Source organism: Kitasatospora sp. NPDC001540, from assembly GCF_042894345.1.
Taxonomy (GTDB): Bacteria; Actinomycetota; Actinomycetes; order Streptomycetales; family Streptomycetaceae; genus Kitasatospora; species Kitasatospora phosalacinea_C.
Window position 1 is genome coordinate 31,492 of record NZ_JBIAVO010000023.1, and the last position, 23,692, is coordinate 55,183.

Genomic DNA, 23,692 nt, shown 5'->3' on the forward strand with positions numbered 1-23,692 from the left:
GTTAACCATCGTGCGCCCGTGGTCGCAGGTGGTTGAATGAAGCCCGTGACGGCCGCATGGCCGAGGGCCGCAACGCCGAGGCTCCGACCTGCCGGTTTGCCGCGCCCTGGCCCTGCGACCCTGCGGTGGCAGCCGCCGGGTTGAAGATCGCAATGACGTAGCAAGGCAAGGTGCTGGAGGTTCCGTGGACCTGTCCCTGTCGACCCGTACTGTCGGCGATCGCACGGTCGTCGAGGTTGGCGGCGAGATCGATGTGTACACCGCCCCCAAGTTGCGCGAGCAGCTTGTCGAGCTCGTCAACGACGGCAACTACCACCTCGTGGTGGACATGGAGGGCGTCGACTTCCTCGACTCCACCGGCCTCGGCGTGCTGGTCGGCGGCCTGAAGCGGGTGCGTGCGCACGAGGGCTCGCTGCGCCTGGTGTGCAACCAGGAGCGCATCCTCAAGATCTTCCGGATCACCGGTCTGACCAAGGTGTTCCCGATCCACAACTCGGTGGACGAGGCCGTCGCCGCGACCGACTGACGACTCCTGTCGATCGGTCGTTCCAACCGAATCACTTCGATCGACCGCCGCCGGTCGGCCGGGCCCCGTGCCCTGCCCGGCCGGCGTGGTCGGTGTCCCCGCCCCCGCCGTGCGGGCCGGTGCGTCCGGCGAGCGGGGAGCAACCCCGGAGGGGAGACATGGCAACCGTCGAACTTCGATTCAGCGCGCTTCCCGAGCATGTGCGCACCGCCCGGCTGGTGGCCGCCGCGGTGGCCAGACGGGCCGGGGTGGACGAGTCGGTGCTCGACGAGTTGCGCCTCGCCGTCGGCGAGGCCTGCTCGCGCGCCGTGGCGCTGCACCAGCGCAACGGCGTGGACGGCGCGGTCCGAGTGGCGCTGACCGAGCAGGAGAAGCGGTTCCTCATCGAGGTCGCCGACGAGGCCGGCCCGGCGCACGCCGCCGGGGCCGCCGCGAACGGCGGCGACCCGGAGGACGAGGACGCGCTCGGCCTCGCGGTGATCACCGGCCTGGTCGAGGACGTCGAGGTCGGCAACGGCTCCGACGGCGGCGTGATCCGGATGAGCTGGCCGGTCGCCCCGGTCTCCGTCACGGTCTGAACCCGCCGGACGGCCGGTTCCCGACGGTCGGGCCCCGGTTCGGTCCTGCCGCGGTGCGGCCTGCCCGGCGGGCGGGGCCGGACGGGCGTGTAGGTTCGCTGGCGATGCCCGGAGCCGGGCGTCAGTGACCGAAAGGGCCTCCGGTGAAGAAGCGACTGGTGACCGTTCCCGCGCTCGGCGCGCTGCTCGCGCTCGCTGCGGTCGGCTGCACCGCCGACGATTCGGCGGCGAAACTCGACGGTTGGGCGAAGAGCGTCTGCGACGCGGCCAAGGACCCGGTCGCGCAGTCCCGGACCGCCCTCGCGGACACCGCGAACGTCAAGGAGGGCGAGTCCCCCGCCGACCTGCAGAAGCGGCTCTCCACCGACCTGGCCTCGCTCGCCACCACCAACCAGCAGTTGGCCGACGCGGTGCAGAAGGCCGGTGCGCCGAAGATCGACGACGGGGCGAAGGTCCAGCAGGACGCCGTCAACGAGCTGAAGCAGGTGGCCCAGGGCTACCTGGACGCCCAGAAGAAGCTCGACGCGCTGGCCAGCACCGACCAGGCCAAGTTCGCGGACGGGCTGCGCAGCGTCGGCGACCAGGTGCAGCAGCTCTCCCAGGTCTCCACCTCCGCGCTGGCCGCCCTGCAGAGCGGCGACCTGGGCAACGCGATGAAGAAGCAGCCCGGCTGCAAGGCCGGTGCCGCGGGGACGGGCGCGGCCTCCGAGCAGCCGTCCTCCGGTGCGACCGGCACCCCGACACCCGGCGACGGCGCCTCCCCGGCGGCCTCCGGCAGCCCGTCCGGGGACGCCGCGCCGTCCGGTTCGCCCTCGCCCGCCAAGAACTGAGGCTCCGGCGTTGGGACGTCGCCGGGCCGGGTGCCCTTCCGGCGAGACGGGTTGACGTGCCGTCGGATCGGCCGTTCCCCGTCCGCCCGGGCGGACCGCGGGGCGGACCTCGGGGCGGACGGCGGGCGCGGACCGGTCGGCGGGGCGGACGAGGTACCGGGCGGGGGAGAATGGCGGGGTGACGAACAGCCCCGTTCTTGATTCCGGCCGGATGGCGGAGTTCCGCGAGGCGCTGCTGAGCGCCTCCTTCACCGCCGACGGACTGCTGGACCTGCTCGGCCCGACCGCGTACGCGGCGCTGGCCCGGAGCGAGGCCGTTCCCGCGCTGCGGGCGACCCGCGGCGGCTCGCCGCTGGAGACCCTGGTGCGGCTGTTCCTGCTGCAGCGCCCGGTGCCCCGGGCCGCGGCCGCCGCCGCGCTGCCCGGTGGCGGGCTGCTGGAGGGCCTGCTGGCCGACGGCTGGCTGACGGCCGACGGGGACGGACTGCGCGCCACCGTGGACGTGCGGCCGTACGCCGACGAGGTGGCCGGGCTGCCCAGCGCCGACGCCTGGGTGGTGTCCGACCTGGGCTGCGCCGTCGGCGGCGCGGGCGGGATCGGTTCGGGCCGGACGGCCGCCGGGGTCGAGCGGCGCGACCTGGTGCTCGGGGTCGGCGGGGCGTCCACCACGCTGGCCAACCTGACGGTGCGCCGACCGGTCCGCGAGGTGCTGGACCTGGGCTCCGGCTCCGGCGTGCAGGCCCTGCACGCGGCCCGGCACGCCCAGCGGGTCACCGCCACCGACCTCAACCCGCGCGCCCTGCACTTCACCCGGCTGACCGCCGCGCTCTCCGGCTTCGACCAGGTGGAGACCGCCGAGGGCAGCCTGTACGAGCCGGTCGCCGACCGGCGCTTCGACCTGATCGTCTCCAATCCGCCGTTCGTGATCTCCCCGGCGGGCCGGTTCACCTACCGGGACGGCGGGATGCCCGGCGACGAGCTGTGCCGCAGCGTGGTCCGCGGCGCGGCCGCCCACCTGGCGCCCGGCGGCTGCTGCCAGCTGCTGGCGAACTGGCAGCACGTCAAGGGCGAGGACTGGCACGACCGGCTGGCCGACTGGGTGGCCGGCACCGGCCTGGACGCCTGGGTGGTGCAGCGCGAGGTGCAGGACGTCGCCCAGTACGCCGAGCTGTGGCTGCGCGACGGCGGCGACCACCGCGGCGAGGAGTACGCCGCCCGGTACGAGGAGTGGCTGGACGGCTTCGAGGCGGCGGGCGTCGAGGGCATCGGCTTCGGCTGGATCACCCTGCGGGCCTCCGGCGCGGCCGAGCCCGTGGTGCGGATCGAGGAGTGGCCGCACCCCGTCGAGCAGCCGCTCGGCCCGCACATCGAGGAGTGGTTCGCCCGGCAGGACTTCCTGCGCGCCCACGACGACGCCGGGCTGCTCGCCGCCCGCTACCTGCTCGCCGACGAGGTGGTCCAGGAGCAGATCGGCGACCCCGGCTCGGAGGACCCGGAGCACGTGGTGCTCCGGCACAACCGGGGCATGCGCCGGGCCACCAAGGTCGACACGGTCGGCGCGGGCTTCGTGGGGGTCTGCGACGGCACCCTCGCCGCCGGGGAGATCGTCGACGCGATCGCCCACCTGCTCGGCGAGGACGCGGCGCAACTGCGCGAGCGGGTGCCCGAGTCGCTGCGGCTGCTCACCGAGCAGGGGTTCGTCGAACCGGTGCGCTGACCCCGCCTGCCCGCCTGCCCGCCTGCCCGCCTGCCCGCCGTGCCGAGGGCGTGCCGGGCCGTGCCGGGGCCGTGCCTGTCGGCCCCGGGCCGCGGTGACGTTGGTCACCAGGCGGGGGCGGTGACCCGCGCGGTCCGGGCTCGCCCCGCAGGGCGGCCGGGCTGCCGTCGGCGGCGTGTTCACCTCGTCGTTCCCCGCGCGTGGCCGGGCGTACTCCGGGCGTCCGCCGCCGGTTGTCCACCGGCTGCCAGGGTGCTGTCCACAGGCTGTGGAAGCGCAGGGGAGGGCCGGGATGGAGACGCCGACGACGCTGGTGGGCGGGGCGGTCCTGACGGTCTTCGGGAGCGCGCTGCTGCTGTGGTGCGCCGTGGAACTGCGCCTTCGCCACCACCTGCGTCGGCGTGGCGTGCCCGCCACCGCGCAGGTGGTGGCCGACCCGGACCAGGCCGGTGCGATGGACAGCAGCCCGCTGCTGTCCTACCCGGTGGAGGCGCCCGGCGTCCGGACCGTCGGCACCGCGGACACCGGCGTCGGCAGCGGCGTCGGCGCCGGGCCCGTCCACGGCGTCGTCCACGAACTGCACCCGGCCGCCGGGCCGGACGGGCCCGGCGAGTCGTACCGGCTGGTGCTGGCCCGGCCGCGGGGCGGCACGCCGCTGCGGCGGCCGGTCCGGCTGGCGCCGGGCGCGGCCGTCCAGGTCGCCTACGACCCGCGTCGGCCGGAGCGGGTGGTGCTGGCCGCGCACGAGGAACTGCCCTCGCTGCCCGCCGACCTGTTCTGGGCGCTGCTCGCCACGTCGGCGCTGGCCGGAGGCCTGACGCTGCTGGCCGTGGCGCTGCGCTGACGCGCCCGCGCCGGGGGGCGGCGGAGCGGGTCGGACGGTCACGGAGCGCGTTCCTCCGGATCCGGGAGCGGGTCGTCCGGCGGCCCCGGGGGCGGGTTCCGGCCGTTCCCCGGGGGGCCGCCGACACCCAGCCGGCACCCGGCGAAGGGCGTGGTTGCCGGGGAAAGACATGCCCCCGGGCCTGCCATCGGGTTACCGTTCGAGTGGCGTCGGTCGGCCTTGCCGGTGAAAAAGCAGGTTCCGTCCGTTTGACAAGGGTGGCCGGGGTACGGTCACACTCCGCTGGTGGGGGTGCCGCGCTACGGCAGCCCAGGAGCTTTGGTGAACGACCGGGAGAGAAGAGCGAAGGTGTCCCCGAGCAGCGAGACCGCGCACGGCAAGCGACTCGTCATCGTCGAGTCGCCGGCCAAGGCCAAGACGATCAAGGGCTACCTCGGGCCCGGCTACATCGTCGAGGCCAGTGTCGGTCACATCCGTGACCTGCCCGGCACGGCAGCCGAGGTCCCGGACGAGTACACCGGCGAGGTGCGTCGCCTCGGCGTCGACGTGGACCACGACTTCGCTCCGATCTACGTGGTGAACGCGGACAAGAAGTCCCAGGTCACCAAGTTGAAGTCGCTGCTGAAGGAGTCCGACGAACTCTTCCTCGCCACCGATGAGGACCGCGAGGGCGAGGCCATCGCGTGGCACCTGCAGGAAGTGCTGAAGCCCAAGGTGCCGGTGCACCGGATGGTCTTCCACGAGATCACCAAGGACGCGATCCAGGAGGCCGTGCGCAACCCGCGGCACCTGAACAAGCGCCTGGTCGACGCCCAGGAGACCCGCCGCATCCTGGACCGCCTCTACGGCTACGAGGTCTCCCCCGTGCTGTGGAAGAAGGTCATGCCGAAGCTCTCGGCGGGCCGCGTCCAGTCGGTGGCCACCCGGCTCGTCGTCGAGCGCGAGCGCGAGCGGATCGCCTTCACCTCGGCCTCGTACTGGGACCTGATCGGCACCTTCGGCACCGGCCGCACTGCCGCCGACGCGGCCAACCCGGAGTCCTTCGGGGCCCGCCTGGTCTCGGTCGACGGCAAGCGGGTCGCCACCGGCCGCGACTTCGGACCGGACGGCCGCCTGAAGAGCGCCGCGACCACCCTGCACCTGGACGAGCAGGCCGCCCGCGCGCTGGCCGCCGCGCTGCAGCAGACCGCGTTCAGCGTCCGCAGCGTCGAGTCCAAGCCGTACCGCCGCTCCCCGTACGCGCCGTTCCGCACCACCACGCTGCAGCAGGAGGCCAGCCGCAAGCTGGGCTTCGGCGCGAAGCGGACCATGCAGGTCGCGCAGAAGCTGTACGAGAACGGCTTCATCACCTACATGCGCACCGACTCGACCACGCTGTCGGAGACCGCGGTCGCCGCGGCCCGCGCCCAGGTCACCCAGCTCTACGGGGCCGACTACCTGCCGTCCGCGCCGCGCACCTACGCCTCCAAGGTGAAGAACGCGCAGGAGGCGCACGAGGCGATCCGCCCGTCCGGGGACCGCTTCCGCACGCCCGCCGAGACCGGGCTGGGCGGCGACGACTTCCGGCTGTACGAGCTGATCTGGATGCGCACCGTCGCCTCCCAGATGAAGGACGCGGTCGGCCAGTCGGTGACCGTCAGGGTCGGCGGCCGGGCCGCGGACGGGCGGGACGCCGAGTTCTCCGCCTCCGGCAAGATCATCACCTTCCACGGCTTCCTGAAGGCGTACGTCGAGGGCGCGGACGACCCGAACGCCGAACTGGACGACCGCGAGCGCCGCCTGCCGCAGGTCACCGAGGGCGACCCGCTGGCCGCCGAGAAGCTCACCCCCGAGGGCCACGCCACCAAGCCGCCGGCCCGCTACACCGAGGCCTCGCTGGTCAAGGAGCTGGAGGACCGGGAGATCGGCCGCCCGTCCACCTACGCCTCGATCATCGACACGATCATCAACCGCAAGTACGTGTTCAAGAAGGGCACCGCCCTGGTGCCGTCCTTCCTGTCCTTCGCGGTGGTCAACCTGCTGGAGAAGCACTTCGGCCGACTGGTCGACTACGACTTCACCGCGAAGATGGAGGACGACCTCGACCGGATCGCGGCCGGCCAGGCCGAGTCCGTGCCGTGGCTCAAGCGCTTCTACTTCGGCGCGGGCGAGGCGGACGCGGCGGTCGGCGTCGCCGCCGACGCCGGGAACGGCGACGGCGACCACCTCGGCGGCCTCAAGGAGCTCGTCACCGACCTGGGCGCGATCGACGCCCGGGAGATCAGCTCCTTCCCGATCGGCGACGGCATCGTGCTCCGGGTCGGCCGCTTCGGCCCGTACGTCGAGCGCCCCGCCGCCGTCGAGGGCGAGCCCGGCCAGCGCGCCGACGTGCCCGAGGACCTGCCGCCGGACGAGCTGACCGTCGAGCTCGCCGAGGAGCTGTTCGCCAAGCCCAGCGGCGAGCGCGAGCTCGGCACCGACCCGGTCAGCGGCAACCCGCTGGTCGCCAAGGCCGGCCGGTACGGCCCGTACGTCACCGAGGTGCTGCCCGAGGGCACGCCGAAGACCGGCAAGAACGCCGTCAAGCCGCGCACCGCGTCGCTGTTCAAGTCGATGGACCTGGACACCGTCACGCTGGAGGACGCGCTGAAGCTCCTCTCGCTGCCGCGGGTGGTCGGCACCGACGCCGAGGGCAACGAGATCACCGCGCAGAACGGCCGCTACGGCCCGTACCTCAAGCGCGGCACCGACTCGCGCTCGCTCACCAGCGAGGACCAGCTGCTGTCCATCACCCTGGACGAGGCGCTGGCCATCTACGCCCAGCCCAAGGCGCGCGGGCGGGCCGCCGCCGCGCCGCCGCTCAAGGAGCTCGGCAACGACCCGGTCAGCGAGCGGCCCGTGGTGGTCAAGGACGGCCGGTTCGGCCCGTACGTCACCGACGGGGAGACCAACGCGACGCTCCGCAAGGACGACGAGGTCGAGACCATCACCCCCGAACGGGCGTACGAGCTGCTCGCCGAGAAGCGCGCCCGCGGGCCGGTGAAGAAGACCGCCAAGAAGGCCCCGGCGAAGAAGGCCACCGCGACCAAGACCGCGGCGAAGAAGGCGACGGCGACCAAGACCGCCGCCAAGAAGACCGTGGCCAAGAAGACCACGACCGTGAAGAGGACGGCGGCGAAGAAGACCACCGCCAAGGCCGCGGCCACCCGGGAGACCGGCGCCGCGGACGGCGGTTCCGAGGAGAGCTGACGGACACTCCGTAACGGGCCTGTTCGAATCCGGGCGGGCCCGTTAAGGACGGGCACCCGCACTCGCTACGCTGACCGTATGACGAGCGAGGAGCTGCCCCCCACCGCACGCACCGCCGCCCCCGGCCTCCCGGAGGTCGCCCCCGCCGGGACGCCCGGCGAGCGGGCCCGTGCGCTGCTGAGGCTGCGGCCCTACCGGAAACTCTGGACCACCCAGCTGCTCGGCGGGGCCGCCGACCGGCTGGCCCTCCTGGTGCTGGTGCCGCTCACCGTGGTCGCCGCCGCGCTCGGCGGCCAGTTCGGGCACGGCTACCGGGCGCTCGCGCTCGCCGTCGCCGCGCTGTTCGCGGCCCGGCTGTTCGCCACCGGGCTGATCGGCGCGGCCCTGCTCGGCCCCGTCCACGCCCTGGTCGGCGGCAGGCTCGACCGCCGCTGGAGCCTGCTCGGCGCCGACCTGTTCCGCGCCCTGCTGATCGGCCTGGCCCCCTGGTGGGCCGTCTGGTCGCCCGGCTCGGCGACCTGGCTGCTGCTGGGCACCGCCTTCCTGGCCGGCGCCGCCGAACGGGTCTGGACCGTCGGCAAGGCCGCCGCCGTCCCCGGCCTGCTGGCCGTCCCCGAGCAGCCCGGACCGCCGCCCGCCGCCGCGCTGGACGCCGTCCGCACCCTCGACGCCCGCACCGGCTGGGCCGCGCTGCCGCTGGCCGCCGTCGGACTGATCGGCTTCACCCTGCTCAACAACGTGCTCGCCGCGCTCGGCCTGGACTGGTTGCGCACGCACCAGCTCACCGTCGCCGGGCTCGGCGCCGCCGCCCTGTTCGTCACCAACGCCGCGCTGCTGTACCTCCAGGAGCTCCCGGCCGGGGCCGGCGCCGCGCCGCGCTCCCCGCTGCAGGGCCTGCGCGCGCCCACCGACGCCACGCCCGGCCCGTCCCTGAAGAAGGGCCGCACCGGCTCCGCCCCCTACTTCACCTTCTCGATCGCCGCCGCGTACGCCTCGATGGCCGGGGTCGCCGCGGTCGGCCTGCTCACCGCGGGCGAGCACCTGGCCGGGCCGATCGGCTACGGCCTGCTGGTGCTGGCCGCCGCGGGCGCCCCCGCCGTCGGCGTCCGGCTCAGCCGGGCCACCCTGCCCGGCCTGTCCCGCCGCCGACTGCTGGCCCTCGGCCTGGTCACCTCCGGCGTGGCGCTGATCCTGGCCGGGCTCGTCCTCGACTTCGTCCTGGTGCTGATGTTCACCGTGCTGGCCGGGCTGGCCGCGGGCGTGGTCATCGCCACCGGGCGCGGCCTGCTCGCCCAGGAGATCGAGGAGATCCGGCTCGGCAAGGTCACCGAGCACCTGTACGCCGTCCTGCGGGCCGTCGTCGGCGCCGCCCTGGTCGGCATGCCGCTGCTGGCCGCCGCGTACGGGCAGGTCACCCTCGGCGAGGTCGGCCGCGGCCACTTCACCTTCATCCACGACGGCGCCGCGCTCGCCGTCTCCACCGCCGGGCTGCTGACCCTGGTGCTGGCCGCCGTCGTGCTGCTCAAGACCGACGACCAGCGCGGCGTCGTCCCGTTCGGCCGCCAGCTCGCCCAGGCCGTCCGCGGGCAGGCCGAGGTCGCCCCGCACCGGGCCGCGGGCCAGGGCTACTTCATCGCCCTGGAGGGCGGCGACGGGGCCGGCAAGTCCACCCAGGCGCAGGCCCTGGCCGAGTGGATCCGCGCCAAGGGCCACGAGGTCGTCCTCACCCGCGAGCCCGGCGGCTCCCCGATCGGGCAGCGGTTGCGCGCCCTCGTCCTGGACGTCGGCAACACCGGGCTCTCGCACCGGGCCGAGGCGCTGATCTACGCCGCCGACCGGGCCGAGCACGTCGAGAACGTCATCCGCCCGGCGCTGGAGCGCGGCGCGGTGGTCATCACCGACCGGTACATGGACTCCTCGATCGCCTACCAGGGCGCGGGCCGCGACCTCGCCGCCACCGAGGTCGCCCGGATCTCCCGCTGGGCCACCGGCGGGCTCGTCCCCGACCTGACGGTCGTCCTGGACGTCGATCCGACCGCCGCCCGGGACCGCTTCACCGAGGCGCTGGACCGGCTGGAGTCCGAGCCCACCGAGTTCCACCAGCGGGTCCGCTCCGGCTTCCTGGCGCTCGCCGCGGCCGACCCGGCCCGCTACCTGGTCGTCGACGGCACCCAGGCCCCCGCCGTCGTCACCACCTCGATCCGGCACCGGCTCGACCGCGAACTGCCGCTCTCCGGCCAGGAGAAGGCCGCCAAGGCCGAGCAGGAGCGCAAGGCCCGCGAGGAGGCCGCCCGGCGCGCCGCCGAGGCCGAGGCCGCCCGCAAGGCCGCCGAGGAGGCCGAGCGCAAGCGGCTCGAACTGCTGGAGCAGTTGCGCGCCGAGCAGGCCGAGAAGGACCGGCTCGCCGCCGAGGAGGCCGCCCGGGCCGAGGCCGAGGCCGCCCGCAAGGCCGCCGAGGAGGCCCGGATCGCCGCCGAGGCGGAGGCCGCGCGCCGCGCCGAGGAGGACGCGAAGCGGCGCGCCGAGGAGGCCGCCCGGGCCGAGGCGGCGGCGGAGGCGGCCCGCAAGGCCGCGGCCGAGGAGGCCGCCCGGGTCGAGTTCGCCCGGCAGCGCGAGCTGCAGCGGGAGGAGCAGCGGCGGCGCGCCGAGGAGGCGCTGCAGCGGGCGGAGGCCGCGCGGCGGGCTGCGGAGGCGGCGACCGCTGCGGAGGCGGCGTCCGCTGCGGAAGCTGCTCCTGCCGCCGTGCCGGTGGCCGACGAGACCGCGGTGCTGCCGAAGGTCTCGGACAGGGGGGCGGCGGACACGGAGACCACTCGCGAGCTGCCCAAGCCCGCGCCGGGTGCCCCGGCGACCGCTCCGGCGGTCGACGAGACCGCGGTGCTTCCGGCGGTCGCTCCGGCGGTCGACGAGACCGCGGTGCTTCCGGTGGTCGAGGACGGCGGTGCGGACGTCGAGGAGACGGCGGTGCTGCCCAAGGCGGACGATCCGACCGCGCGGGTGCCCAGGGGCCTGTTCCGGGACGAGGACGACTCCGCGCGGACCCGCGAGCTGCGCCCCCGGCCGGAGTGGGCCGAGGAGACGCCGCTCGACGACCTGCCCAGCCTGACCGACAGCCTGCTCGGCTCCCGCGAGGAGTGGGCCCGCTGGGAGGCCGACGAGCCGGAGGGCGGGACGGACGAGCAGCCGAAGAAGGGTGGCTGGCGGCGGCGCAAGGACTGACCGTCCGAGCACCGGGCGGAGGCGCGCGGCGCGTGCGACGAGGTCGCGACGGGACGGCAGGTCACTGCCCGCGTCGCGGCCTCGTCGGCGTACGGCGCCCGCTGCGTCCGGGTTGTCCGCGGGCGGGGTTAGGCTCGGCGGGGCGGTGGCAGCAGGTGGCAGTGGTGACGAGGAGCGCGGCGTGAGTGTCTGGGACGACCTGGTGGGGCAGGACCGGGTGGTCGAGCAGCTGCAGGCGGCGGCGCGGGCGGCCCGGGCGAGCGTGCTGGCGGGCCGGGGGGAGACCCCGGCGGGCAACGCCTCGCTGATGACGCACGCGTGGCTGTTCACCGGGCCGCCCGGGGCCGGGCAGGTGACGGCGGCGCGGGCGTTCGCGGCGGCGCTGCAGTGCACCAGTCCGGACCTGGAGCTGGGCGGCGTGCCGGGCTGCGGGTTCTGCGACGGGTGCCACACCGTGCTGTCGGGCAGCCACGCGGACGTGAAGCAGGTGCGCACCGACGGCCTGTCGATCGGCGTCGGCGACATGCGCGACCTGGTGCTGCGGGCGGCGAGCTACCCGACCGGCGGCCGCTGGTCGGTGATCCTGGTGGACGCCGCGCACCGGCTGACCGAGGCGGCGGCGAACGCCCTGCTCAAGGGCGTCGAGGAGCCCTCGCCGCGGACGGTGTGGCTGCTGTGCGCGCCCTCGGTGCAGGACGTGCTGCCGACGATCCGCTCGCGCTGCCGCCTGCTGGTGCTGCGCACGCCCGCCGCGGAGGCGGTCGCCGACATGCTGGTGCGGCGGGACGGGGTGGAGCCGGAGGCGGCCCGGGTGGCGGCGCTGGCCGGGCAGGGCGACATCGACCGCTCGCGGCGCCTCGCGGTGGACGAGCAGGCCCGGGCGCGCCGGGCCGAGGTGCTGCGGATCCCGCTGGAGGTGGCCGACCTGGGCGGCTGCCTGGCGGCCGCGCAGCGACTGGTGGACACCGCGAAGGCGGACGCCGAGGCGCTGGCCGAGACCCAGGACGCCCGGGAGACCGAGGACCTGCGGGCCGCGTACGGCGCGGCGGAGGGCAGCCGGGCGCCGCGCGGCATGGCCGGGGCGGTGAAGGAGCTGGAGAAGCGGCAGAAGAGCCGGGCCACCCGGACCCGCCGCGAGACGCTGAACGTGGCGCTGGGCGACCTGCTGGGCTTCTACCGGGACGTGTTGGCCCTCCAGTTCGGTGCGGGCGGGGCACTGGCCAACGACGACCAGCGCCCGGCGCTGCAGCGGGTCGCGGGCCAGGGCGCGGCGGAGAACACGCTGCGCCGGATCGAGGCGGTGCTGGCCTGCCGCCGGGCGCTGGACCGGAACGTGGACCCGCTGCTGGCGGTGGAGGCGATGACGGTGGCGCTGCGGGCGGGCTGAGCGCGCCGGTGGGTCGAGCGGCCCGGGGCTCGGGAGGGTGCGGGTGCCCGGGGCCGTCCGGTCGTCGCTCGTTCGAGTGAACGTGCGGAGACGCCCGTACCGCCCCCGGGCGAGTGGGCACCTGGTCTTGCACCCTGTGCACTGACCACGCGCCCGCGTCCGGCGGCCGGTCCTTCCCCGAGGTGGTGCGTCCCATGCCCCGTTCGCTCCTCGTCCTGTCGTTGCTGGTGGCGGTGGTGGCGGGCAGTTGGCTCGCCCGGTCGGCGATGGTGCGCTGGCGGGACCTGCGGGCCGCGCAGACGTACGAGCTGGCGGCGGAGGTGCGGCCGGTGCTGGTGCGGGCGTTCGCCGCGGCGCTGTGCCTGACGTGCGTGAGCGCGCTGGGGGTGGCGGTGCTGGTGGGGGAGCGCGGCGGGCGCGGGGCGGTGCGGGCGGTCGCGGCGGAGGCGGGCAGCGCGGACCGGGTCGCGCCCCCGCCGGTGTCCTCGCCGTCGGCCCCCTCGGCTCCGGCCCCGTCCGCTGCCGTCGCCCCCTCGGCTTCGGCGGTGGCGTTCGCGAGCGTGGGCCGTGCGGCGGGCGGGGAGTTGATGCAGGGCTCGGTGCCCGGGCCGAACGGGCGGTCGCGGACGGTGCGGGTGTGGCTGCCGGCCGAGTACGGGAAGAGCCCGGCGGAGCGGTTCCCGGTGATCGTGCTGCACTCCGGGACGCCCGGACGGACCGCCGACGCCGACCTGCCGGACGTGTTCGACGGGGTGGCGTCGGCGGTGCAGCAGGGCAAGGCGCGCCCGTTCGTGGTGGTCGCCCCCGAGGCGCCCGGCGGCACCGGCCACCCCTGCGACCTGGTGGCGGCCGCCCCGCAGGCGGTCGCGGACGACGCGGCGCTGCGCTCGGCCGTCGGCGCGGCCTTCCGCACCCTGCCGCCCGGCCCCGCGGGCTGGAGCGTCCTCGGCGTGGACGGCGGCGCCCCCTGCGCGGCCGCGGCGGGACTGGCCCGGCCCGACCTGTACGGGGCGGCCGCGGCGGTCTCCGGCCGGTACGACGCGCGGGCGCTGGCCGGGGCGGCGGCGGAGGCGCCCGGCGCGGTGACGGCGCGGCTGCTGCTGGCGGCGGCGAAGCGCGACACGGACGGGCTGGCGTCCGGGCGGGCGGTGCAGGCGGCGCTGCAGGGCGCCAAGTCGCGTGCCCAGGTGCGGACTTCGGAGGTGGTGCAGGACTACACGCCGGAGCGGGAGCGGTTGCGGCTGGTGCGGGTCGCGGTGCAGTACCTGGCGGAGGGGCTGGCCAAGTAGCAGGCCCTCTGTCGGGGGGCGGGTTGGGCCGTTTCTCAGGGGGGTGGGTTGGCCGTTCGGCGTGGGGCCGGGGTTGGGCCGTTCGGCGTGGGCCGTGGTGCGATCGGCGGTGTGCCGGTCGGCCGGGCGGGGTGGTGCGCGGAGCGGGTCGCCGGGCGTGGCGGTGCCGCCCGCTAGGCTCGGCCTCCCGGTGTCGGCCCCGGCTGCCGCACCGTTTCCCAGGGGAGAGGACCCACCTTCATGAGAGTCGCCCGGAGCCGTCGGTCGGTGTCCGCCGCCGCGCTGGCCGCCGCCCTGTCGCTGCTGCTGGCGGGCTGCAGCTCCGGGCACCCGACCTCGTCCGGCACCCCGTCCGGCAGCCCGGACAGCTCCACCGACAGCGTGGCGACCGGCGCGCCCCCGTCCGGAGCCACCCCGCTGGAGCCGCTGCCGGTCCAGCGGCCGGCCGGCCTCGACCCGTACTACGCGCAGAAGTTGAGCTGGCGGGCGTGCGACTCCGGTTTCGAGTGCGCGACCTTCAAGGTGCCGCTGGACTACGCGCACCCGGGCGGGCGGGACGTGGAGCTGTCGGTGGTGCGCAAGCCCGCGGGCGACCCGGCGCACCGGGTCGGTTCGCTGCTGCTCAACCCGGGCGGGCCGGGCGGGTCGGCGGTCGACTACCTGGAGCGGGTCGCGGCGCGCTACGACGCGGGGGTGCGCTCCGACTACGACCTGGTGGGCTTCGACCCGCGCGGGGTCGGGCGTTCGGCCCCGATCACCTGCCTGACCGGCGACCGGATGGACGCGTACACCACCGTCGACCTCACCCCCGACGACCAGGGCGAGATCGACGCGGTGGTGACGGCCGACAAGGAGCTCGCGGCCGGCTGCCGGGCGGAGGCGGGCGACCTGCTGGGCCACGTCTCCACCGTGGAGGCGGCCCGCGACATGGACGTGCTGCGGGAACTGGTCGGCGACCGGAAGCTCAACTACGTCGGCAAGTCGTACGGCACCTTCCTCGGCGCGACGTACGCGGGCCTGTTCCCCGGCAAGGTCGGCAAGGTCGTCCTGGACGGCGCGATGGACCCCTCGCTGGACGCTGCCACCGGCAACCTCACCCAGGCGGGTGGTTTCGAGACCGCCTGGACGGCGTTCGCCAAGGACTGCGCCAAGCGCGACGACTGCCCCGTCGGGCGCAGCGTCGAGGAGGCCGGGAAGAAGCTCACCGCGCTGTTCGCGCAGCTCGACGCGAAGCCGCTGCCCACCGAGCAGAACCGTCCGCTGACCGAGCCCCAGGCGCTCACCGGCGTCGCCGAGGCGATGTACGCCGAGTCGCTCTGGCCCTACCTGCGCGAGGCGCTGACCACCGCGCAGGCGGGGGACGGCAGCGGGCTGCTCAAGCTCGCCGACAGCTACTACGGGCGCAACGCCGACGGCAGCTACGACAACCTGATGTACGCCAACTCGGCGGTCAACTGCCTCGACCTGCCCGCCCCGTTCGCCGACCCGGCCGCGGTCGCCGCGGCCGTCCCGGCCTTCGAGAAGGCCGCCCCGCACTTCGGCCGCAACATGGCCTGGATGGCGCTCAGCTGCGCGTACTGGCCCGACAGGGCCACCGGCGCCCCGCACACCGTCCGCGCCGCCGGGTCCGACCCGATCGTGGTCGTCGGCACCACCCGGGACCCGGCCACCCCGTACGCCTGGGCGAAGTCGCTGGCCGGGCAGCTGGAGGCCGGGCGGCTGCTCACCTACGAGGGCGACGGGCACACCGCGTACCAGCGGCAGAACGCGTGCATCGACGACGCGATCAACGACTACCTGCTCGGCGGGCAGGCGCCTGCGAACGGGAAGGTCTGCAAGGACTGATCCGGGTGGGCCGGGGGGGTGGGCGGGGCGAGCGACTGACAGGAGTGTTTCGGGCCGACGGAGCTGGCGGGTAGCATGGCGCAGCCTCATCGGCGTCCCCCGCCTGCCCGCTCCCTGGAGACCGAAGTGCTCGGAGTCCACGACCTGGCCACCTACGTCCTCGGCGCACTGGCCATCGTCCTGCTGCCCGGACCCAACTCCCTCTACGTGCTCTCCGTCGCCGCCCGCCGGGGCGTCCGCACCGGCTACCGGGCGGCCTGCGGCGTCTTCCTCGGCGACCTCGTCCTGATCAGCCTCACCTCCCTCGGCGCGGCCTCCCTGCTCCGGGCCAACCCCGCGGTCTTCGCCGTGGTCAAGTTCGGCGGCGCCGCCTACCTGCTGTGGATCGGCTACGGCATGCTGCGGGCGGCCCGCCAGATGTGGCGCGAACGCGCCCTGGCCGAGGCCCCCGCCGAGGACGCCGCCGTCGCGACGGCCGGCGAGCGGCCGTTCCGGCGCGCGCTGATGATCAGCCTCTTCAACCCCAAGGCGATCCTCTTCCTGCTCTCCTTCTTCACCCAGTTCGTCGACCCCTCCTACGGCGCCCCCGTCCTCTCCTTCGCCCTGCTCGGCGGCGTCCTGCAGGCCTTCTCCTTCCTCTACCTCTCCCTGCTGATCTTCACCGGCACCACGCTCGCCAACGCCTTCCGCCGCCGCAAGCGCCTCTCCGCCGGCCTCACCTCCTCCGTCGCCGTCCTCTTCGCCGGCTTCGCCGCCAAGCTCGCCGTCTCCTCCGCCTGACCCGCCCGCCCCGCCCGCCGCGGCCTCCCAGCTGCACCGGCCCGGCCACCGCGTACGGATCACCCCCGGAAACTGTGTAGACTGGCGCGCGTTGCCGATGCGACCCTTGCCCTCACGGGCCGGGTCACTGGCAGCGGTGCCGCCTTAGCTCAGTTGGCCAGAGCAACGCACTCGTAATGCGTAGGTCATGGGTTCGAATCCCATAGGCGGCTCAGTCAAGGCCCAGGTCAGATAGCCCCTGACCTGGGCCTTTTTCTTTTCCTTGGCCTTTGCTGTCCGGCCTGCGTGCGCTGAGGGCGCCCCATGATCGCTACCGGTGGACAACCGTGCAGCGAGCGTGCACGCCGGCGCTACGCCGCACCAACGCCTACGTTCCCCAGACGGTGGTGCGCACCCAGCACGACGATCGGCCGCCCGGACACGTTGCCCACCTGTACTGGAAGGAGGTGTCCCCGAACCTTCGCGAAGCGCTCGTTCAGGAGGGGTTGGCGATCAATACGGATCGGCCGACATACGAGGGCGGCAACCCGCTGGGCACCTGGATCTCGATGGACCCGATGCTCGCCTGGGTCTACAAGTGCGCCCTCACCGACGAGCTGGCCCGCCGCAACCGCCTGCTGCCAACGACGGACCAGATCGCGGCCCACGCGGCGAACGAGGAGTGGAGCACCGAGCGGATCAGCAGGGTGCTGCTGCGCGGTCGACCTCCCAAGGCCGACGATCCGGTGACGGCGGTGCTCGGCGAACTGGCTGTCCGGATGGTGTTGCCCACCGACATGGCGAACGTCCCCGTCGAGAAGGTCATCGAGCTTCGGCAGAAGCACGCGACGGAGCCGCATTCGTTGAGGGCTTGGCTCGGTCCGTGTGGCTGGCGGCCCCACTGTCCTCGCCCCACCGGATCGGGCCCCTTGGCCGGGGAAGGGCTGCGGCGCGCTTCTCGTTCGTGATCCGCTGCTGGTTCCGGTGTCGAGCGTCCGCTCGGGCCTCGGGGCTGACGGGGGCGCCGGGAGTTCGGCGCGAAGCGCGCCGTGCCAGTGGACCCACAATGCGGGGTGCCTGTCGCGAAGCTTGTCCACCGCAGTGCTGTCGTCAACGCGGTCGATCGCAGTGGGAAGACAACTAGCCATTGCCATAAGTGATTTCATCGGAAGGGCGGTTGTGGGCGGCGACTCGACCGGTGTTCGGGGCGACGCATACGCTCATGGTCATGAGCACCTTCAAGCCGGGTGCCCGGCTGTTCGGGCCACCGGGGAACGTCGGTCGGGCAGTTGGGGTCGCACGTGCATGAATCAGGAGGTCAGCCCCCACTGCGGGTTCCCGGAATTCCAATACCGCCACGGCCCCCTCTGCCGGAGTCCGTGGTCGAGCTTGCCGACATGGTGCTCGCCGCCGCATCCGACGCCCTCTTGGAGCAGCTCGTCGGAGCGCTTGACGCCCGAGGGGTTCCGGAAATCCGCCCTCTCGTTGAACCACTTATCCCTGAGCTTCCGGAGTCGTGTCGCCGTACCTGGGAGACCGACGGAAGAGGGCTGGAAGACGCGCTGCGAGCGATCCTGGACGGTTCGAACGAGCATCAGCGGCGCAGGTCGCGCCTCCGCGACAAGCTGGTCAGGGAGGAACGCGAACGGCAGGCTGGCCTGGCGAAGTCGTGGGAGCCCGCGAAGCCTCGACTCGCGATCCAGATCAGGTGCGCGGGCAACGGCAGGCGCTGCAAGGTTGTTCGAGGAAACGTGTTCACGCTTCCCGGGCGAGCGCCGGGTACTCCTGTCCTGCTCGTCGAGAACGACATGATCGCCTACGGGGGAGGCAAGCTCCAATTCCTGGTACCGGACGATTTCGGTGGCGGCGTTGACATCCTGTACAGCGCCCGGTGCGATCACAACAGTCTCGTCACGCACCGGGAAGGGGAGAGGATCATCAGCCGAGGGACGAGTGTCCGGATGCCCGCCCACCTGCTCCAGCCGCCCTACTTCGCCTATCTGCAGACCGCCACGCCGCAGACGCTCCGGTGGGCACCCGGTGCGGCCCCGACCGTGCACACCTGATATGGCATTCTGATACAACGTCAGATAAACCGTCGCCCGCAGCAGCGAGCTGCAGACATTCCCGGAGCTGGCACGCCGGAAGCCCCTGGGAGGGGTTTCCAGTGGTGCTCGGAGATCTCAGTTTCGTAGGACTCGGCGTCAGTGCGGTTCTCGTTGCGGTAGGCCGGACCGTTGTGCGGCGGCTCTCGGGACGGACCGGTTCGTCTTGGGTGAAGCTGGTTCTAGCTCGACCGCTGTGGTGGGTAGGGGCCGTGCTCCTGAGCGTTCCTGACCGGCAGGAGAGGTGGCCGGCCTTTCGGGATCGGATCTTCCAGGCGTGGCAGGATCGCTTGCTGCCCACGTCGGGGCAGGAGGGTCTGAGCAGCGGTGCCGAGACGACGACGGACCCGGTGGCCTGATGGCCCGATCCCCGTACGGTGCTTGGAAGGCATCTCATTTGGGGAGTCGGCGGGTGCGGATGAGGGCGGCGGCGATGCTGGCGAAGGCGGTGAAGTGGTCGGCCTTGCGTGCGTAGCGGCGGTGCGGTCGGCGGGAGGTGCCGCACCAGGCCGCGGTGTGTTCGATCGCCCGGCGGCGGCTGAGGCGCTGGAAGGAGTCGGTGCCCCGGCGGGCGATGTGGGCCTGGGTCTGTCGTCGTCGCAGGTGGGAGCGGATGAAGCGGTGGTCGTAGGCTTTGTCGGCGTGCGGCTTGCCGGGTCTGCGACGCCTGGGTCCGCGGCGCGAGCGGATCGGTGGGACGGCATCGACGAGCGGTGTCGGGGCCTGGCTGTCGTGGAGGTTGGCACCGGGGACGGCGAGTGGCAGGGGCGGGCCGGTGCTTCCGGTGGGCAGGTGGGTCTTCGACCCGTACTTGCCCCGGTCGACGAGGGTCGGCCCTGTCGGATCTCCCTTTCAGGGCTCGTGTGTTCACCGAGTCGACCGCGCACCGCGACCAGTCCGACTCGCCTTGCGCGTCGAGCTCGTCCAGGACGACGCGGTGGAGCCCGGCCCGGACCCCGGCCCTGCCCCACTCGGTGGAGCGGCGGTGCGCGGTGGGCCCGGACGGGTCGAAGCAGGGCGGCAGTTGGGACCAGGTGCACCCCGACGTGGCGACGGAGACGGTCGCCGCCGACACCTCGCGGTTCCCGTAGCGGCGCCGGCCACCCCCCCCGCGGCCGGCTCGGCGCGGTCGGCACCACCAGTTGGAACTGCTCCCACAACTCGTCCGGCACCAAGCGCTCCACGATCGTCGTGCGAGCAACTTGCGAATCCGAATGAGATGACTTCCAAGCCCCAGGGCAGCCCCGTCGCTGTGCTCGGCCTGGCAGCCTCGGGCGGGAGCGAGCACAACGGCGGCCCGCGGCCAGCGCCAGCAGAGGTGACCTCCCGGCTTCCGGGCTACCTCGAGCGGGCCGACTGGCTGCTCCGGGAAGCTGTCGAGTGCCGAGAGGGGTCTATGTGACGGAGCGAGCCTCCCGTCTGAACCGACAGCGCGAACTCCAACAGCGGGTCCGTCACAACCTCGCGCCAGCGTTCGCGGTGGCCGGCGGCGCGCAGCCGGAAGTACACGGTCTCGCGGCGCTCGTCGTCGGCGGTGCCGAAGTGGCCGCCGATGTTGTGGGCGAGCAGGTAGTGGACGAGGACCAGGCTTCCGGCCGTGCCGGTCACCTGGAGCGGGGCGGGCAGGTCCACGGGCGGGTAGGGCGTGGCGTCGCGCAGCGCGTCCGCGCCGTGGTGGCGCAGCCACGTTGCCGTGCTCTGGTGCGTGCCCGGCCAGACCCAGAGGTTGCCGCGGTCGTGCTGGCGCTGGTCGGTGAGGAGGAGGCCGGCCAGGACGGTGAACGTGCCGGGGCGGCCGTCGTCCTCGGTGGGGGTGAGGCCGTCGATGTGCGGGGCGCCGGGATGGTGCAGGTGTGGCGGCAGGGTGAGCGCCAACTGGGCGACCTCCGGGGCCGGCAGGGCGAGGTCGGGCCGCAGAAACGCGCGGACGGCGTCGCCGATGCCGCTTTCCTCGTAGAGGGCGCGCAGGTCGGCATGGTCGGCGAGGGCCGGCCACAGGAAGTACGGGCCGGTGCGGCCGGACTCGGGCGGCTGGGCCGCAACGTGCCGCGCGAGCGCCGAACGCCAGTGGTCCACCTGCTCGGCGGTGAGGACATCGGGCACAACGCAGTAGCCGTCACGGTGAAAGCTGCTGACAGCCGAGGGAGTTGTCATCTCCATTTGGTCATGGAATCGCCAGTCGGCCCGGGCGGGCAACGGAATTTCCGCCGCCTGCCCGGGGACCCGACGAGACGGACCACCGCCAAGTCGGGCAGAAGACCTGACCCCGGCATCCGGCCACCCGGAGCCCGCCGACTACTTGCCGTTCCGCTTCCTCTTCGGCTGGCGCCCGGGCTGGACCCGCTTGCCGACCGGGCGCACCGTGGGCGCCTTCGGCTGCCCAGACCGGCGCCACGCTCCTGGGCTGGCTCGCGGATGAACTGCACGAGAGTGCCGCCGTGCGGAAGGACGTGCCGCTCCACGCCGGAGCGGACGAGAAGGCCGGGTGCCTGGCCGATCTGAGAGCCGCGATGCTCGCCGCACTGTCGGACCCTGACCTGGTCGACCGCTGGGCGACGGCCTCCGGCACCACCCACTTCGGCCGCCCGGCCCCGTCCCTGCCCTTCGTGGACGCCCTCCCCGTGGAGCCGGAGATCAAGGTGCGGATCACCGCTCCTCGCGCCGAGCTCACCAGCGACCCCACCCCGCCCGGACCGTCACCCTGTTCGCCGCCGGAACCGCGTGGGACTTCTCCGCGCGGGTCGAGCCCGTCCTGCAAGCCCTGCTGACCGGAGACCCGGTCGGCATCGGGGAACTCGCCGAAGCTGCCGGCCCGGAGGTCAAGGACGTGGCCAGCGTCCCCACCGTCCTCGGTCGTGCCGACATCGTCCTCGTTCACCACCCCGAACGGTCCGCCCACGACCGGCAGCAGCCGCACCACGACCTCCGTGCCGCGTTCGCCGTGCTGGAGGACTTCGCGCAGGCCGGCCGTATCGGGGGTACGGCGTCGCCACCTGGGTCGGCTTCACCCACCAGGCGTTCACCGGCGAAAGCAGCCGGGTCGGCGAACCACCGTCTCGCTGGCGTCCAGCTGCCGGTCGGCTACGACCCTGCGGTCCTGTGAGTCAGCAGTCTCCTCGTGCCCGCCGTCGCGGACCGCATCCGTACGGAGTTCGCCGACATCCTCGACACCCCGGCCGACCGCGTGGGGCAGCTCATCGCCATTGCGGAGATGCTCCAGGCCGTTGACCGCGGGTGCTACCCAGAACCCGCCCCGCTCCTCGCCGAGCGGGCACGGGAGCTGACCGGTGTCGCCCCGCTGCAGGCACCGACGCCAGCCGCGTACGGTAGACCAGGACCCCCGGCGGGAGCCCGTCGATCACATCCTGGACCAGGTGGAGCAGAGCCTCGGCACGAGGCCGGACCGGCGAAGCGTGGTGCGCAAGCGCCGGACGGTCGGGGCCGCGGTGGTGACCGTCGATCAGGAGCCGCCGGACGACTGGTGGTGCTCGTTGAACGCCTCGCTGGCAGTGCTGGCCGCTCACCGAACGGCTCGGGTGGCGGCGCCGGACACCGAACGGATCACGCAGCGGCTGGTCGACGACACCGTCAAGGCCGCCCTTCCCGGAGCGCACGACACTCGGGTGGAGCAGTGGTGTCCCGCTCACGCCGACCTGAACCGGGCGAACTCACCGGCCCTGGTGAGTTCTGCGTGTTCGACCGGGAGGACCGGGGAATGGCGCCACGTGGACTCGATTCGCCGCCTCCCCCGCCGTACCGGCGCTCGTTGGCCGGTCGCGCAGGGAGGCCGCGCGGCTGATCCGGACTCTTCGAGGGGGCTGGACGTCCACCTGCCGGCAAGGCACCAACGTCAGCGCACAGGGAAGGAACACGCATGGACCCCAGCAAGCGCCGTCCGGCCAGTCACGACGTCGAGGACATCGCGAGCGCGAAGGAGCGGGGCTGGAGGGATCTGGCACCCATCGACGACGCGTACCGGGCGGGCGACATCACGGCCACCGAGTGGCACGCCGCCGTCCGGGGCGTCATCGAACAGGCCTACCTCAACGGCGACAACCCGCGGGCCCAGTCCGGCCACAGCGGTGACGAGAGCCGCTGGCGAGAAGCCCGCAGCCTGCTCGTCGACCTGCTCCCGCCCCACGGTGGGACGTTCCTCGACATCGGATGCGCCAACGGCCACCTCATGGAGAGCCTGACCGACTGGGCGGCCGAGGCCGGGATCACCATCGAGCCCTACGGGGTGGAGATCTCCCCCGCCCTCGCCGACCTCGCCCGAACCCGCTGCCCGCAATGGGCACATCGGATCTGGACGGCCAACGCGATGGGCTGGAAGCCTCCCCACCGCTTCGACGCCGTCCGCACCGGAGTGGACTACGTGCCGGCGGACCTGCGGGGAGCGTACGTGGCCCATCTGCTGGACCATGTCGTCGCCCCGGGCGGCCGATTGATCATCGGCGTCTACAACGAGGAACGAGACCAGCGCACGACGGCGGACCTGCTGCGGTCCTGCGGCTACGCCCCGGCCGGTACCACCACGAGGGACCACCGGCACCCCGAGATCCAGTACAAGGGCCTGTGGCTGGCCAACGCTTGAGCAAGCGCCTCGCCGCCGGTGTGTCACCCCGCCGCAGGGCACCGATCCCGGCCTCGTCCAGCAGACCAGCCGGGGGGGGGGGGGGGGGGGGGGGGGGGGGGGGGGGGGGGGCGGGGGGGGCGGGGGGGGGGGGGGGGGGGGGGGGGGGGGGGGGGGGGGGGGGGGGGTACCCCCCCCCCCCCCCCCCCCCCCCCCCCGCCCCCCCCCCCCCCCCCCCCCCCCCCGCGGCCGGGGGGCGCCCCCCCCCCCCCCCCCCCCCCCCCCCCGGCTGTGGAGCGGCGCTTGGGTCAGGGCTCCGCTGAGGGATCAGGCGTTCGCGTCACAGGAGGTTGGGCACCCGGGTGATGAGGCCGGCGACGACGAGGTCGGCGACTGCCATTTCCGCGGTCTTCGGTTCCACGTCGGTGGCGGCCTCGTCGAGGCTGATGGGGAAGGCCGCGTGTACGCGGGCCAGCACGGTGACGGCTTCGGGGGTCGCTGCGTGAACGCTTCCGGCGGCCGGGAGGAGCAGACGGCCGTCGCCGGTCGAACCGAGGAGCTTCGCTCCGACGGGTGCCCGGGTCAGCAGCCAGCGGCGGTCACCGTCGGGGTCGGAGATCGGGATGGACGGGTCGGCCGAGGCGTTGCCCGGCACCACCGGCACCTGCTCGCACAGCATCGCGGAGGGCAGCACGAAGACGATGTCCGCGCCGCCGTCGAGCTGCGACGGGTCCGCCTCGAACTCCGCCACGTTGGCGGGGTCGAGGAGGTAGGTGGTCTTCGTCGAGGGAT

17 protein-coding genes, 1 tRNA gene and 1 pseudogene are annotated in these 23,692 nt (G+C 74.0%); 16 read left to right on the forward strand and 3 right to left on the reverse strand.

Annotated elements, in window-relative coordinates; translation table 11 throughout:
• Positions 1 to 184: 184 nt before the first annotated feature.
• From bldG to ACFY00_RS24920, 14 genes are all read left to right on the forward strand, one after another.
• Positions 185 to 526 carry an anti-sigma factor antagonist BldG gene (gene bldG, locus ACFY00_RS24855; RefSeq protein ID WP_014136695.1) on the forward strand — a complete coding sequence of 114 codons (342 nt, stop codon included), beginning with the start codon at positions 185 to 187 and terminating at the stop codon, positions 524 to 526.
• A gap of 158 nt (positions 527 to 684) precedes the next feature.
• Positions 685 to 1,104, forward strand: a complete 420-nt coding sequence (locus tag ACFY00_RS24860; protein WP_388033749.1) for an ATP-binding protein — start codon at positions 685 to 687, stop codon at positions 1,102 to 1,104.
• A gap of 158 nt (positions 1,105 to 1,262) precedes the next feature.
• Positions 1,263 to 1,934, forward strand: coding sequence for a small secreted protein (locus tag ACFY00_RS24865; protein WP_388033750.1), 672 nt, complete (start codon positions 1,263 to 1,265; stop codon positions 1,932 to 1,934).
• A 211-nt stretch (positions 1,935 to 2,145) separates the two neighbouring features.
• Complete coding sequence (locus ACFY00_RS24870; RefSeq protein WP_388033751.1) at positions 2,146 to 3,651, forward strand: methyltransferase; 1,506 nt, start codon at positions 2,146 to 2,148, stop codon at positions 3,649 to 3,651.
• A gap of 292 nt (positions 3,652 to 3,943) precedes the next feature.
• Positions 3,944 to 4,495, forward strand: coding sequence for a DUF3592 domain-containing protein (locus ACFY00_RS24875; protein ID WP_388033752.1), 552 nt, complete (start codon positions 3,944 to 3,946; stop codon positions 4,493 to 4,495).
• A 348-nt stretch (positions 4,496 to 4,843) separates the two neighbouring features.
• Complete coding sequence (gene topA / locus ACFY00_RS24880) at positions 4,844 to 7,723, forward strand: type I DNA topoisomerase (RefSeq protein WP_388033829.1); 2,880 nt, start codon at positions 4,844 to 4,846, stop codon at positions 7,721 to 7,723.
• A gap of 78 nt (positions 7,724 to 7,801) precedes the next feature.
• Positions 7,802 to 10,942 carry a dTMP kinase gene (gene tmk / locus ACFY00_RS24885; RefSeq protein ID WP_388033753.1) on the forward strand — a complete coding sequence of 1,047 codons (3,141 nt, stop codon included), beginning with the start codon at positions 7,802 to 7,804 and terminating at the stop codon, positions 10,940 to 10,942.
• A gap of 181 nt (positions 10,943 to 11,123) precedes the next feature.
• A complete protein-coding gene (locus ACFY00_RS24890) occupies positions 11,124 to 12,329 on the forward strand; it encodes a DNA polymerase III subunit delta' (protein ID WP_388033754.1) in 1,206 nt (401 codons plus the stop codon).
• 194 nt (positions 12,330 to 12,523) lie between these two features.
• Positions 12,524 to 13,618 carry an alpha/beta hydrolase-fold protein gene (locus ACFY00_RS24895; protein ID WP_388033755.1) on the forward strand — a complete coding sequence of 365 codons (1,095 nt, stop codon included), beginning with the start codon at positions 12,524 to 12,526 and terminating at the stop codon, positions 13,616 to 13,618.
• Positions 13,619 to 13,858: 240 nt separating this feature from the next.
• Entirely contained in the window at positions 13,859 to 15,463 is a 1,605-nt protein-coding gene (locus tag ACFY00_RS24900) for an alpha/beta hydrolase (protein ID WP_388033756.1), read from the forward strand.
• A 126-nt stretch (positions 15,464 to 15,589) separates the two neighbouring features.
• The gene (leuE, locus tag ACFY00_RS24905; RefSeq protein ID WP_388033757.1) at positions 15,590 to 16,243 is read left to right on the forward strand and encodes a leucine efflux protein LeuE; all 654 of its coding nucleotides are present in this window, start codon (positions 15,590 to 15,592) and stop codon (positions 16,241 to 16,243) included.
• Positions 16,244 to 16,381: 138 nt separating this feature from the next.
• Positions 16,382 to 16,455: transfer RNA gene (locus ACFY00_RS24910), tRNA-Thr, on the forward strand.
• Positions 16,456 to 16,626: 171 nt separating this feature from the next.
• Positions 16,627 to 17,190: a DUF6236 family protein gene (locus ACFY00_RS24915; RefSeq protein ID WP_388033758.1), complete on the forward strand. Its 564-nt coding sequence runs from the start codon at positions 16,627 to 16,629 to the stop codon at positions 17,188 to 17,190.
• 411 nt (positions 17,191 to 17,601) lie between these two features.
• Positions 17,602 to 18,288, forward strand: a complete 687-nt coding sequence (locus tag ACFY00_RS24920) for a hypothetical protein (RefSeq protein ID WP_388033759.1) — start codon at positions 17,602 to 17,604, stop codon at positions 18,286 to 18,288.
• A gap of 432 nt (positions 18,289 to 18,720) precedes the next feature.
• On the opposite strand, the pseudogene ACFY00_RS24925 reads toward ACFY00_RS24920, so the two are convergent.
• Positions 18,721 to 19,514 (reverse strand): annotated as a pseudogene (locus tag ACFY00_RS24925) (IS5 family transposase).
• A gap of 151 nt (positions 19,515 to 19,665) precedes the next feature.
• The gene (locus ACFY00_RS24930; protein ID WP_388033760.1) at positions 19,666 to 20,487 is read right to left on the reverse strand and encodes a phytanoyl-CoA dioxygenase family protein; all 822 of its coding nucleotides are present in this window, start codon (positions 20,485 to 20,487) and stop codon (positions 19,666 to 19,668) included.
• Positions 20,488 to 20,765: 278 nt separating this feature from the next.
• Here ACFY00_RS24930 and ACFY00_RS24935 point away from each other — a divergent pair, with 278 nt between their 5' ends.
• Positions 20,766 to 21,095 carry a hypothetical protein gene (locus ACFY00_RS24935; protein WP_388033761.1) on the forward strand — a complete coding sequence of 110 codons (330 nt, stop codon included), beginning with the start codon at positions 20,766 to 20,768 and terminating at the stop codon, positions 21,093 to 21,095.
• Between the two features lie 1,106 nt (positions 21,096 to 22,201).
• A complete protein-coding gene (locus ACFY00_RS24940) occupies positions 22,202 to 22,921 on the forward strand; it encodes a class I SAM-dependent methyltransferase (RefSeq protein WP_388033762.1) in 720 nt (239 codons plus the stop codon).
• Positions 22,922 to 23,240: 319 nt separating this feature from the next.
• On the opposite strand, the gene ACFY00_RS24945 is transcribed toward ACFY00_RS24940, so the two are convergent.
• Positions 23,241 to 23,651, reverse strand: coding sequence for a hypothetical protein (locus ACFY00_RS24945; RefSeq protein WP_388033763.1), 411 nt, complete (start codon positions 23,649 to 23,651; stop codon positions 23,241 to 23,243).
• Positions 23,652 to 23,692 lie beyond the last annotated feature (41 nt).

What these genes read in the sequence shown, in the direction of transcription:
- ACFY00_RS24875 (WP_388033752.1), top strand. Translation starts at nt 3,944, where the DNA reads ATGGAGACGCCGACGACGCTGGTGGGCGGGGCGGTCCTGACGGTCTTC.
- ACFY00_RS24940 (WP_388033762.1), top strand. Translation starts at nt 22,202, where the DNA reads ATGGACCCCAGCAAGCGCCGTCCGGCCAGTCACGACGTCGAGGACATC.
- ACFY00_RS24860 (WP_388033749.1), top strand. Translation starts at nt 685, where the DNA reads ATGGCAACCGTCGAACTTCGATTCAGCGCGCTTCCCGAGCATGTGCGC.
- ACFY00_RS24870 (WP_388033751.1), top strand. Translation starts at nt 2,146, where the DNA reads ATGGCGGAGTTCCGCGAGGCGCTGCTGAGCGCCTCCTTCACCGCCGAC.
- ACFY00_RS24895 (WP_388033755.1), top strand. Translation starts at nt 12,524, where the DNA reads ATGCCCCGTTCGCTCCTCGTCCTGTCGTTGCTGGTGGCGGTGGTGGCG.
- ACFY00_RS24900 (WP_388033756.1), top strand. Translation starts at nt 13,859, where the DNA reads ATGAGAGTCGCCCGGAGCCGTCGGTCGGTGTCCGCCGCCGCGCTGGCC.
- tmk (WP_388033753.1), top strand. Translation starts at nt 7,802, where the DNA reads ATGACGAGCGAGGAGCTGCCCCCCACCGCACGCACCGCCGCCCCCGGC.
- ACFY00_RS24930 (WP_388033760.1), bottom strand. Translation starts at nt 20,487, where the DNA reads ATGGAGATGACAACTCCCTCGGCTGTCAGCAGCTTTCACCGTGACGGC.